This window comes from Paenibacillus sp. 1182, assembly GCF_017833915.1.
GTDB classification, from domain to species: domain Bacteria; phylum Bacillota; class Bacilli; order Paenibacillales; family Paenibacillaceae; genus Paenibacillus; species Paenibacillus polymyxa_D.
Map to the genome: position 1 here is coordinate 82,543 of NZ_JAFICR010000006.1, position 13,347 is coordinate 95,889.

At 51.9% G+C, this 13,347-nt stretch carries 5 protein-coding genes; all 5 read left to right on the forward strand.

All coding sequences use genetic code 11. The features are described from left to right. Positions 1 to 180: 180 nt before the first annotated feature. A complete protein-coding gene (gene addB, locus JOD82_RS13905; protein ID WP_069010255.1) occupies positions 181 to 3,747 on the forward strand; it encodes a helicase-exonuclease AddAB subunit AddB in 3,567 nt (1,188 codons plus the stop codon). Beyond that, a complete protein-coding gene (gene addA, locus JOD82_RS13910) occupies positions 3,744 to 7,763 on the forward strand; it encodes a helicase-exonuclease AddAB subunit AddA (protein ID WP_069010256.1) in 4,020 nt (1,339 codons plus the stop codon). Before addB ends, addA begins: the two co-directional genes overlap by 4 nt. 28 nt (positions 7,764 to 7,791) lie before the next feature. Next, complete coding sequence (locus JOD82_RS13915) at positions 7,792 to 8,976, forward strand: exonuclease SbcCD subunit D (protein ID WP_069010257.1); 1,185 nt, start codon at positions 7,792 to 7,794, stop codon at positions 8,974 to 8,976. Then, positions 8,973 to 12,368 (forward strand): AAA family ATPase, encoded by a 3,396-nt coding sequence (locus JOD82_RS13920; protein WP_069010258.1) that lies wholly within the window; start codon positions 8,973 to 8,975, stop codon positions 12,366 to 12,368. The genes JOD82_RS13915 and JOD82_RS13920 overlap by 4 nt, the downstream gene beginning before the upstream one ends. A 261-nt stretch (positions 12,369 to 12,629) precedes the next feature. Beyond that, complete coding sequence (locus tag JOD82_RS13925; protein ID WP_029517802.1) at positions 12,630 to 13,034, forward strand: hypothetical protein; 405 nt, start codon at positions 12,630 to 12,632, stop codon at positions 13,032 to 13,034. Positions 13,035 to 13,347 lie beyond the last annotated feature (313 nt).

Sequence of the window (13,347 nt, forward strand, 5' to 3'; positions counted from 1 at the left end):
TCGTTTTAGGTATAAATCAGTCCTGTAGAGAAGGCGTGCACCAAGCCAATCTGCGGGACTGATTTATTTTTTAGAGGGAGAAAGAATTGCTACAACATGGCAAACGTACGTTCTTTTCTCTCTTGCCTGATATGCTATACTGTTTAATAGAATGTTGTTCGTTGGAAAGGAGGCCGCATCATGTCGGTCCGTTTGTTGATTGGCCGCTCTGGGAGTGGTAAAAGTACGTTAATCCGCAATGAAATGACGTCTTTGTTACGCGAGGAGCCGCTAGGTAAGCCTATGCTGTTACTTGTACCGGAGCAATCGTCATTTGCTTCTGAGCATGCGTTACTTACAGAAGCCGGAAACGGTATTCAGGGGTCGGTGCGCGCCCAAGTGATGGGATTTCACCGTCTTGCCTATTTAGTTATGCAGGAAACCGGGGGTTCAGCGCTGGTGCCTGTAACGGAAGAAGGCAAGAAGATGCTTTTATATAAAATTATTCGTCGTCGCAAGGATGAACTGAGTTTGTTTAAGGATTCGGGAGACCAGCTCGGCTTTGTGGATCGGTTGAATACATTGTTCACGGAGCTGAAGCAGTATGGAAATGATACTCGGTCTGTACCCGAGCAACTGGAGCGAATGAACGCTGCTGGAGAGTCAACTCCGATTTTGCGCGGCAAGCTCAAAGATATCAGTCTAATCTACGAGGATTTTGAACGAGAGCTGACGCTTAAATATATTGACGGTGAAGATACGCTGCGCATGCTGGCAGAACAGATTGCAGAGTCTTCCCTTGTGCGTGGAGCAGACATTTGGATGGATGGCTACCGTAGGTTTACACCACATGAATATAAAGTGGTGGAGCAACTTATGCTGCATGCCTCTTCGTTGACAGTGGCGCTGACTTGCAACCGCAGCTACGAGAGCGGACAGCTTCCGCATGAGCTGGATTTGTTTCATCCTTCGGCGGCTACGTATGTAAAGCTCAAAGGAATGGCAGACGAGCTGATGATAGAGACGCAGACACAATTACTTCGCCCTGATCCGCCGCCGAGATTTAAGGAGCGTCCGGCGTTGGCGTATTTGGAGGCTAACTTTGAATATCGTACAGGGTTACGGAATCAGGAACAACGGATGCGGCTGCAGCAGCTACGAGAGCAGTGGACAGAAGAACAGCCGGAAGGCATAAAACTGTATGCTGCGGCGAATCGCCGCGCTGAGTTGGAAGGTGCTGTACGCGAAATGCGTCGTTTAGCCCGAGATGAGGGCGCGCGTTATCGGGAGATGGCCCTGTTTGTGCGTCATATTGAAGATTATGAGTCATGGGTGGAACCGATATTCAAACAATATGAGGTTCCAGTATTTCTGGATCAGCGGAGAAGTGTATTGCATCATCCCTTAGTGGAATTGATTCGGGCTTCACTGGATATCGTGCAGCGACGCTGGCGATATGAGGATGTATTCCGTGCGGTCAAAACAGATCTTCTCCTGCCGCTGGATGGTCGGGTGAGCCGCGAGGAGATGGATCGTCTGGAAAACTATGTACTGGCCTGCGGAATACAAGGTAGCCGTTGGACAGACGGTCGCCCGTGGCAGGCTGTGCCCAGCTTGTCACTGGAGCTGGAGGAGCAGGAACGGAACCGTAGGCGGGATGAAACGTTGGATTTGATGGAGCTGTGTCGGGATGTAATCGTGACGCCTTTACGTGCGTTTGAGAAACGTGTGGGCAAGGCACGAACTGCACTTGAGAAGTGTGAAGCGGTATATCTGTTACTGGAGGATGCAGAAATTGGCCACAAGCTGGACGCCTTCATTCATCAGGCAGAGGAAGCAGGAAATCCTGAGCAGGCCAAGGAGCATCGTCAGGTATGGGATGCAGTGCTTGAACTACTGGATCAAATCGTCGAAATGATGGGTGACGAGAGGCTGGATACCTCTTTGTTTGCGGGTGTGCTGGAAACGGGATTGGCTGAATTCCGTATGGGACTTGTTCCGCCAGCTCTGGATCAGGTTCTAGTCGGAAACACGGATCGTACACGTGTGACCGGTATTCAACATGCTTTTGTGCTAGGTATGAACGAAGGTGTGATGCCGGCTGTGTTCCATGAGGACGGTGTGCTGAATGAGCAGGAGCGTACGGCATTAAACGAACGAGGCGTAGAGCTGGCGCCGGATATGACAAGACGTCTGCTGGACGAACGTTTTCTCGCTTATACGGCCCTTACTTCAGCCGGTAGAAGCCTGTGGATGAGCTATGCCGTGACTGATGAAGAAGGCAAGTCATTGTTGCCGTCTGAGTTAGTACGACATGTGCGGCAATTGTTTCCTAGTCTGGACGAACGCCCACTGGCTGGATACCCTTTGCCTGGGGATGCTTGGACGACGCAATGGGAGTATGCTTCTCATCCGTCCGAGGCTTTGCCGCAGCTTATTGCGCAATTACGACAATGGCGACGTGGCGGTGACATTTTATCTCCTTGGTGGGAGGTATATAACTGGTATGCCAGCCAGCAAGGGCGTGAGAAGGACAAGCTGCGTCAGCTGTTGACCTCACTTTTTTACGAGAACCATGCCGAAATGCAGAAGGAAACGAGCCGTCGTCTGTACGGCAGCAAGCTGCGTACCAGCGTATCTCGTATGGAACGTTTTGTGGCATGTCCATTTTCGCACTTTGCCTCTCATGGTCTTCGTTTGAAGGAACGTCAAATGTATCGCCTGAAGGCCCCGGATATCGGACAATTATTCCATGCAGCGCTTGGAGAGATGGCGATCAATCTGCGTAATCGCAATGTCAGCTGGGGCAGTCTCAGCACGGAGGAATGCCGCCAAGAGGCGGAAAGTACAGTGGAGCGTTTGGCTCCTCGTCTGCAAGGCGAGATTCTAATGAGCTCCAAGCGGTATGGGTACATTTTGCGCAAATTGAAAGATATCGTGAGCCGTGCTTCGTTGATTTTAGGTGAACATGCGCGAAGAGGTAGTTTTGAGCCGATTGGGCTGGAGTTGGACTTTGGGCCGGGTCAGCAGCTTCCTCCGTTAAGCTTCCGGTTAGATAACGGTGTTGTGATGGAAATTGTCGGACGGATCGACCGTGTAGATGTGGCAGAGGGAGAAAAAGGTTTACTTTTGCGTGTCATCGATTACAAGTCCAGCCAAAAGGATCTCAAGCTGCATGAAGTGTACTATGGCTTGTCCTTGCAAATGCTCACGTACCTGGATGTGCTGCTGAATGCGGCGGAGGAATGGTTGGGCGAGACTGCTTATCCGGCGGGTACGCTGTATTTTCACGTCCACAATCCGATGTTACAGTCGCCTAACGGTCTTAGCGAAGAACAGGCCCGTCAGGAGCTTTTGAAACGCTTCAAGATGAAGGGATTGTTGCTCGCGGATCGGGATGTAGTTGGGCAGATGGATACATCATTGGACAAGGGATATTCTTCTATTTTACCTGTTGCGGTGAAAGCAGACGGTAGTTTTTATAGCAGTGCCTCGGTTGCTTCGCCGGAACAGTGGGACAGCCTGCTAGCTTCGGTGCGTAATAATATTCGGACGATTGGTACACGGATGACAGAGGGCGATGTGGCCATTGAACCGTATCGTATCCAGCAAGAGACGGCATGTACCTTCTGCTCTTTTAAGCCTGTTTGTCAATTTGACGACAGTCTGGAGGGCAGTGGCTACAATCAATGGGGTAAACCCGGTAAGGATCAGATCTGGAATCTGCTGGGTCATACACAGGAAGGGAAAGGAGGAATGGACCAATGATAGGCATGTCAAACATTAAAGGTTTACCGAAGCCGGAAGGCAGTATGTGGAGCGATGACCAGTGGCGTGCCATTTCGGAATCTGGTAACAACATGCTGGTTGCGGCAGCGGCAGGGTCTGGTAAAACAGCGGTGCTTGTAGAGCGTATTATTCGTAAAATTGTCGATCCCCAGCTTGGCTTCAGTGTGGATCGGTTACTGGTAGCGACCTTTACGAAGGCAGCCGCCGCCGAAATGCGTCAACGGATACGCGAAGCGTTGGAACGTGTATTGGAGCAGGAACCGGAAAGTGAACATGTACGCCGTCAGCTATCGTTGCTGAATCGGGCCTCGATTACGACGCTTCACTCATTTTGTATGGAGGTCATCCGCAGGCATTATCAGGCCATTCCCCTTGATCCTGGTTTTCGGATTATGAATGAGCATGAGACAGAATTGCTGCGCCAGGAGCTTCTAGAAGAACTGTTTGAGGAGAAATATGAGGCTCATGATGAAGGCAGTACATTCCGCAGACTAGTCGACTGGTTTAGTGGAGAACGCACCGATGATGCGATGTATGTGCTTGTTCAGCGGTTGTATGATTTTTCTCAAAGTCATCCTTGGCCGGAGCATTGGCTGCGGGAGACAGCAGCTGCATTTCGTGTGCAGGATGTAGCGGCTCTCGGAGAGACGCCTTGGGTTCGCAGCATTTTGGCGGATGCTGCACTTTCATTGCGCGGAGCAGCGAGCTTGCTGGAACAGGCGCATGAAACTGCTATGCAGCCCGGCGGTCCTGCACCTTATACAGTGACGCTGCAAGAGGATACGGCGATGGTGAAGGGATTGCTGCAGGAATTGGAGACACAGCCGTGGGCATCTCTATATGATCATTTTCAGGCAGCTGCCTTCGGTAAGCTCAAGCCGGTCAAAAAAGATCAGACTGAGCCTGCATTGCAGGAACGGGTTAAGACGCTGCGCGAAGCAGCCAAAAAAATGATTACAGATATGAAGGCTTCCCTGTTTGGCAGGAGAGCAGAAGCCTATTGGGAGGAGCTACACGCCGCAGCTCCGTTGATGGACGAATTGGTAGAAACCGTGATTGTATTCGGGGAACGTTTTCAACAGCACAAGCAGTCAAAAGGGTTGGTGGATTTCGGGGATTTGGAACATTATTGTCTGAAAATATTACGACATCCCGATTCTACTCCGTACAAGCTACTACCTTCCGACGCTGCGCTCGAATACAAGGCGCAATTCGACGAGGTGCTGTTAGATGAATATCAGGATACGAATACCGTACAGGAAGATATCGTTAGGCTGGTATCACGGGAGGAACCGGGTAACCGTTTTATGGTGGGCGACGTGAAACAGAGTATTTATCGGTTTCGGCTGGCGGAGCCGGGTCTGTTTTTGAATAAGTATCAACGGTACGGCATGCAGGAGCAGGAAGATGGATTTTTAATTGATTTGGCGCGTAATTTCCGCAGTCGGGAGGAAGTTGTCGATGCGGTCAATTTGGTGTTCCGCCAGATTATGAGTGTGGATGTGGCGGAAATTGAGTACGATGAACGAGCGTGGCTGGTACACGGCGCATCCTATCCCGACCCGTCGGATCAAGACACCGCATCTGTATATGCACCTGAGCTGCTGTTAGTAGATAAGGGTGGCCATGGTCTTTCCGAGGCTTCGGAGCTGTCCGAAACGGAGGACGAATCTGTTTTTCAGGAAAGTGAGCTGGCTGAGCTTGTGGAGCTGGAAACGGCACAGTTAGAGGCTCGTGCGATTGCGCAACGGATTAAAGAACTGACCGGAGATACCGGACAACCACTGTTGATTTACGACAGAGGATTAAAAGCGATGCGTCCGGCAGTCTACAGCGATATCGTCATTTTGCTTCGTTCGGCAAGCGTGTGGGCCCCCCTAATTGTAGAGGAACTGCGGCTTGAGGGCATTCCGGCCTCCGGGGAGCAGACGACTGGCTTTTTTAAAGCAACGGAAGTTGAGGTAATGTTGTCTCTGCTGCACATTATTGATAATCCACAGCAGGACATCCCGCTTGCATCCGTGCTTCGTTCGCCGATTGTCGGCTTGACCGAAGATGAACTGGCACAAATTCGGTTGGAAAAGCCGGATGGATTGTTTTATGGCGCATTGCTGGCGGCGGCAGAGGCGGACCCACTGAAGGAGAGCGAAAAAGGGACCACTGCTGACATCATGGAGTTGTATCTTTTCCCTGAGGACTCTTTATCTTCATCTGACTTTGGTAATAGAAATAACGGGAATACGTTGTCTGCCCGACTACGTTCATTTTTGCATAATTTGGAAGCCTGGCGGCAGGAAGCCCGACAAGGTAGCTTAAGTGCATTGATTTGGAATGTGCTGGAGGAAACAGGGTATCTGGATTGGGTCGGTGGACTGCCTGGCGGCTCACAGCGTCAAAGCAATTTGCGGGCGCTATATGACCGAGCGAGACAGTATGAGACTTCAACGTCCAACCGAGGATTGTTCCGATTTCTGACCTTCATTTCCCGTCTACGGGAGCGAGGCGGTGATTTAGGATCCATTAGCGGGGGGACCGAACCCGATCAAGCTGTCCGCATTATGACCATTCATAAAAGTAAAGGACTTGAATTCCCTATCGTGTTTATAGCCGGGACGGCAAAAATGTTCAATCAACAGGATCTCAATGCGCCGTTTCTTATGCACAAGGAGTTGGGGTTTGGTCCTAAATATGTGGAGGAACAAAATCGTGTCAGCTACCCTACGCTGCCCAATTTAGCGATCCGCCGACGCTCACAGCTGGAGCTATTGGCTGAGGAAATGCGGGTGTTATATGTGGCGCTTACACGGCCGCGTGAAAAGCTGATTATGACCGGAACCGTGAAGGATCTAGCTTCACGCGCAGCGGGTTGGGCACGTGCCAAAGAGCATACGGAAACGGTCTTACCAGACTATATGCTGGCGGCAGGCCGCAGCTATCTGGACTGGGTAGGTCCCGCTTTGATTCGGCATCCTTCTGCTACTTTGTTGAGGGAAGCGGCAGGTGATCAAGATGGGTACTATCACAAATTGGAACATATGCCGGGAACAGACTGGTTATTTAAAATTGTGGCCTCGGAAACATTTTCCGGCTCTCGTGTGAACTCAGATCATGAGGAAGAGGTGTCGGGCGAAGAGCGCCAAAAGAAGACAGAAGCACTGAGAAATGCGGAGCTAATCGACTTGAACGAAAAGAGTGAAACGGACATTGAAGCTGCTCTTTCCTGGACCTATCCGTATGAGCGGGCCGGCAAGACGGCAGCCAATACATCGGTTACTGAGATGAAAAGATGGCTGGAAATGCAGGAGATGGGATCGGACGACTGGTTGAATCTATCTACCACCGTACTAGCAGAGTTACCGGAGGATCGGGAGGATTCTCACACTGGGGGCAGTCAATTACACTTGCGCAGACCTAAGTTTATGGGGAATCAGCGACTGACTCCAACGGAACGAGGAACGGTCTATCATACGTTGATGCTGCATTTGCCACTAGATGGGGGGATGAGCGCCGAAGTTATTGAGGAAACAAAGGCTCGTTTGCTCAATCAGCGTATGTTACTGAATGTCCATGCAAAGGCGCTAGATACGAATAAAATATTACGCTTTTTCACTAGTGAGCTGGGTAGCAGAATGTTGGGGGCATCGCATGTTCAAAGAGAGCTTCCGTTTACTTATACCATGCGGGCAAACGATTACTGGAACCACAGCTTACCATCGATGTCACCAGGACAAGAAACAGATTCGGAAGGTGGACAGGACGGAGATAAAGTGCTGATGAACGGCATTATTGACTGTCTATTTGAAACTCCCGAAGGACTCGTGCTGGTGGATTATAAAACAGATCGGATATCTGAGTATCGTACACTGTCCCATTTAACAGACCAATATCGTTTTCAATTGGAGCTGTATGCCCGTGTGATCGAAGAAATTACAGGCAAAAAGGTTGCTGAGAAGTGGCTGTATTTTTTAGAAGCTGGAGAGAGTGTACAGCTGTAGTTATATAGCTAGGGAGAGGAGGAATAACATGCGGATTTTGCATACAGGTGATTGGCATTTGGGTCGCACGTTGGAAGGACGCAGCCGTTTGAAGGAGCAGGAGGCGTTTTTGGAAGAACTAGCGAAAATGGCTGACGATCAGCAGGCCGATTTGATTATGATGGCTGGAGACGTATACGACTCAGTCAATCCTTCAGCCGCAGCCGAGCAATTGTTTTATGAAACGTCTGCCCGTCTTACGGCTGGAGGAAGACCACTAGTCGTCATTGCGGGCAATCATGATCAGCCGGAAAGGGTATCCTCGGTCACACCACTGGTGAGCGGGCGCGGAATTACATTGCTGGGACTGCCCCATGGGGAAGCGGTACGCGTTCGTACACCGCGAACGGGTGAAATGGCATGCATTGCAGCCTTGCCATATCCCTCCGAGTCTCGTCTGAACGAGCTATTGTCTGAAGACGGAGATGAAACAGTCTTGCGCGAGGCATACAGTCGCCGTGTGGGCTTGCTGATGTCACAGCTGGGTACAGCATTTCGGCCTGACACCGTCAATTTGTCAATGAGCCATATTTATGTGCTCGGCGGGCTGGAGTCGGACTCGGAACGCCCGATTCAGGTCGGGGGGGCGTATACCGTAGATCCGTCTGCTTTGAGCATTGGGGCACAGTATACGGCTCTAGGACATTTGCATCGTCCCCAATATGTGAAAGGAGACGGGCTGATGCGTTACAGTGGCTCGCCGCTGGCTTATAGCTTTTCCGAAGCCGGACAAGCCAAATCGGTTACGTTAATTGACGTGGTTGCTGGCAAGCCTGCTCAGGTCGAGGAACTGTATATTACCAGTGGACGCCCATTAGTGAGGTGGCGCGCACGGGGAGGTCTGGAGGAAGTATATCGCTGGCTGGACGAAGGACTAGATGCCGATGCCTTTATTGATCTGGAAATTACGCTGGATGAAGCAATGTCAATGGGAGATATTCAGCGGCTGCGCAAAAGCCGTGAAGGTATCATTCATATTCGCCCCATGTATCCAGAAATGGCTGCCGCACAGCTGGAGCACCAACGATCAGAACTGCCAGTGCATGAGCTGTTCCGGGCATTCTATCAGCGGCAGACAGGCGGAGCACAGCCAGATGACGGATTAGTGCAGTTGTTTCTGGAGCTGGTGGAACAGGATGATGCAAGAGATCACGCTGAGGAGGAGGACGCATGAAACCAATCCTTCTAAAACTGGCGGGGTTGCAAAGCTACCGGGAGTCGCAGGAAATTCGCTTTGACGATTTGACCGAAACTGGATTGTTCGGAATATTCGGCCCAACGGGTAGTGGTAAATCAACGCTGCTGGATGCTATTACGTTGGCTATGTACGGTAAAGTGGAGCGGGCAGTGAATGGTACACAAGGCATTATGAATCATGCCGAGGATACGTTGTCTGTTGCATTTACGTTTGAATTAATGTCAGCTCAAGGACCTCGTCGTTACCGTGTAGAACGACGTTTCAAACGTGCTGGAGGCGTATCGGTTAATAATACGCTTAGCCGTTTTATTGCGTTAACAGAGGATGGCGAGGAAGTGCTTGCCGATAAGGTGCAGGATGTGACGCGCTGTGTGGAGGAGTATATCGGCCTGAAAATGGACGATTTTACACGAGCTGTCGTATTGCCGCAGGGAAAGTTTGCGGAATTCTTGTCCTTAAAGGGCAGTGAACGCAGACAGATGCTACAGCGTTTGTTCCATCTGGAGAAGTACGGAGATCAACTTGCACAGAAGCTAAGCCGTCGTGTGAAAGATAACGATATCGCACTGAAAGCATTAGAGGCGGAGCAGCAAGGGCTGGGGGATGCGAGTGCTGAAGCACTTGAACATGTAGAGTTGCGTCTCAAAGAGGCGATTGCCAATGCAGAAGCTTCGCGTCGCGAGCTAGAGCGTGTCTCACGTGAATCGGAGGCGCTAAACAAAACACGTGAGCTAGTCATCGAGCTCAGCCAAAGATCGAAAGAGCTGAAGCAGTTGGCAGCACAGGAGCCGGGCATTGCTTTGCTGGAGCACAAGCTTCGACAAGCAACTTCAGCCGAGGCATTGCTGCCTGCGCTGACGGATTGGAAGGAAGCCATTGCTGAAGCGGAAAAACGGCATAAGACTGCCGAAGAAGTGGCAGTCCTGGCCGCTACCGCGCAGGAGGCTGCGCTTGTCTCTGCGCAAGCAGATGAGCAGGCCCGGCAAGCACTCAGTGCCGAAGAACCAAAGCTATTGCTTCGGATCGACCAACTAGAACAGGCGCTTCAACTGGAGCGTGATACGGAAGCGTTGCGGACCGAACGGGACCGTCTGGCGGCCGAGCTTGGGCATAGCGAACAAATCCTTGCTGAACATGCAGAAGGACTCGCAAAGGAACAAGAGCTACAGACGCGAGGCTTGAAGCGACAGCAAGAGCTTCAACAAGAGCTAAAGCAAAATGAAGTGCGAGCAGATGAGCGGCGTATGCTGCAAGAGGCTGTGCAACGGTTGCAACAGCTGGAAATCGCGAATGAGCAATTGCGTGAAGCTGAACTGGAGTACGTGACTCAGGAGAAACGGCTTGCGCAAGCTGACGAACGTCTAAAGCTGACGGACCAGGAGACACAGGAGACGGAGGCACGGCGTTCTGCCCTTGCTGCACAGGCAGCTGATGGCATTGAGGCATTGCTGACGTTGGAGGCAGAAATCACCGCCGATATGTCGTCACTGGCTGCCGAGGAAGAACAGCTGCGTCACGAGCTCCGTGCCGAGGAGCTGGGGCGTCTCGCTCAGCATCTCGCTGCCGAGTTGCGCGAAGGCGAGCCGTGCGCAGTGTGCGGCTCGCTGCATCACCCCGCGCCTGCCGTCGTCGCGGCGCATAGCGCGGATGCCGCTGCGCCAGATGAGATGCACCGCCTGCGGCTTGGTTTGCAGGAGCTGCGCCTCACACTGCGCCAGCAGTTGCACGAGCAACGCAGCTTGCTGGCGCAGCCCGCCACCGCAAACAGTGGCGCTGCCGCCACGGGCGAGCCTTTCACGCCTGCGGCAGCGCCAGCAGAGCCGCGTGGTGCCGCAGCATGGGCGGAGCGCTGCGCGGCGCTGGAACGTGCTGCAGCCGAGCTAGCCGCACGTGCGCATGCGCTGCCTGCCGAGGCACTGGCGCTGCGCGAAGCAGACGCCGCTGGACAGCAGCGGCGTATCCGTGCCGCCGCCGAGCAGGAGGCAGCAGCTGTAGCGCTGACGCAGGCACAGAGCAAGCGCGAGGCATGCACCACGCGCAGCGAGGGGCTGCGCGCCGAATGGGCGGCGCAGCTAACGGATGTCGCTCCGGACGAAGCCGCGGAGCGTTACCGCGCCATGCAGGAGCGCGATGGGCGCGCGGAAGAGCTGCGGTCCCGGCTGGAGACGAGTGTGACCTTCCTCGAAGAAAAGGCGGCGCGTGTTCAACAGATACAGCAGAGTATCATCGAGGAAGACAAAATCATTATTGCCCGTCGTACAGGGCTCCAAAGCAAAGATGATTCGCTTCGCGAAAAGCTGGCCCAGCTCCGAAAGTGGGTTGGAGATGGCCAAGCGGCTTCATTGCTGGAAGAAGCGACCTCGCGACTGTTGGGGCTGAAAAACGGAGCCGAAGTCGCGGCACGACAACGTACTGAAGCGGAAGAACGCAAGCAGCAAGCCGTTCATGCTTCACTGATTGCCCGGCAGGCCTCCGACTCGGCAGAAGAAAGACGTCAGATGGCAGAGTCCCGTTGGGGCAGTCGTCTGGAAGCCTCCTCTTTTGCTACGGAAGCAGAGGTTATGGAATGCTGCCTGGGACCGGAAGAAGCCGCACGCTATGAGCGTGAAGTGAGTTTACATCGAGAACGGGAAAAGGAGATGTCTTCCCGCTTAAAGCATGTCGAAGAGCAGCTGAATGGAGCAACGGTAACAGAGGAACAGTGGGAAGCGGCCACTGCACAGCTACGTGATTGCCGTGCACGCGATGAAGAGGCGCTTCAAAATCGCGCCAAGGCTGAGCGTGATTTAGAGGACTTGCAGCGTCGGCACGTCCGCTGGATGGAGCTGGAGTCCAATCGTGTACATTTGCGTAGTGAAGCGGAAAAAATGTCCAAGCTCCAGACTGTTTTTCGCGGCAATGCCTTTGTTGAATATATTGCTGAGGAGCAGCTCATGCAGGTCAGTCAATCGGCTTCACGCCGCCTGCGTTTTCTGACCAAGCAGCGATACGCGCTAGAGGTAGATTCCAGCGGTGGTTTTGTCATTAGTGACGATGCCAACGGTGGGGTCAAACGTCCGGTATCGACCTTGTCCGGTGGCGAAACGTTCCTGACCTCCTTGTCGCTTGCGCTTGCGCTGTCGGCTCAAATTCAATTGCGGGGCCAGTACCCTCTGCAATTTTTCTTTCTGGATGAAGGCTTTGGAACGTTGGACCCTGAGCTGCTTGACACGGTGATCACCTCACTGGAAAAGCTGCACCACGATCAATTGTCTGTTGGTGTGATTAGTCATGTGCCTGAACTACGGGCCCGTCTTCCGCGCAAGTTGGTTGTTCTTCCAGCAGAGCAGGCTGGAGGCGGATCACGTGTGGTTATGGAAACTTTTTGAAGTAATGTGATACAGGTCACAGATACAGTTTCAAACTATTGTTATAATACAGCCAAGCCGACAAGTTAATCATACAGCACCCCGGCGGACGTATGCTGCGGAAGAAATCTTCCCATCATACGTCCGTTCAGAGGGGCTCTGCCAAGAGCTCCCGGGGTGCTTCTTTTTTTTGCAAGCCGGAATTCGCCCAATTTGATGTAGCAAATGGCCCGTTTTTGAATAACATACGGTATACATGCAAGAGCCTAGGAGGAAACAACCATGGAAAAAAGCATGACAACCGAAAAAGTTACAGCACCGGAACAGACGGATGCTAAAACACTATGTCAAAAGCATATGCATCGTTATGTATGCGTATGGGTGAAGGACGGGACAATGTATGATGGCATTGTAGAGCATGTGGATGATGAAAAGATATACTTAGCCGTTCCTATGGGTGGAGACGAGATGGAGAATGTCAATGTTAATCTCCCGTATCCGCCTAACAATTGTGGCTGCGGTTCCCGTGCTTATGGTGGCTATGCATCTTATCCTCCGTATCCGTATCCGTACCCGTATCCAGTACCTGCTTATGCATATGGGTTCCCCTACGGACGCCGTCGCTTTAATCGTTTGATTCTGCCACTTGCAGCGTTGACAGCGATCAGCTTGCTGCCTTATTACTAATCCTAATTTCTTAGTCGCCAGATATAGTGAATTCTCTGCTCTCTCCCGCCTACAGCTCTTGTACAGTACAAGTGACTTTAAGGCGCATCCATACATCATCACCATGCAAGGCTGTTTCTTCCTTTATGAAGAAACAGCCTCTTTTTCACGTAAACCATCCCAAATATGATCCAATAATTGAAACTGTATCAGTACAGTTCAATGAAATAAGGTATCCTGTTTATCTATAAACCATGGTAACATCTAGCGTGAAAGAAACATAAGACGGAATAAGCATGTAATGAAATGAGCATTTAATGAGTATGTAAAGAGC

Bases quoted from the DNA above. Each gene is read 5' to 3' on its own strand.
- addA (WP_069010256.1), top strand. From the start codon at position 3,744: ATGATAGGCATGTCAAACATTAAAGGTTTACCGAAGCCGGAAGGCAGT.
- JOD82_RS13925 (WP_029517802.1), top strand. From the start codon at position 12,630: ATGGAAAAAAGCATGACAACCGAAAAAGTTACAGCACCGGAACAGACG.
- JOD82_RS13915 (WP_069010257.1), top strand. From the start codon at position 7,792: ATGCGGATTTTGCATACAGGTGATTGGCATTTGGGTCGCACGTTGGAA.
- addB (WP_069010255.1), top strand. From the start codon at position 181: ATGTCGGTCCGTTTGTTGATTGGCCGCTCTGGGAGTGGTAAAAGTACG.
- JOD82_RS13920 (WP_069010258.1), top strand. From the start codon at position 8,973: ATGAAACCAATCCTTCTAAAACTGGCGGGGTTGCAAAGCTACCGGGAG.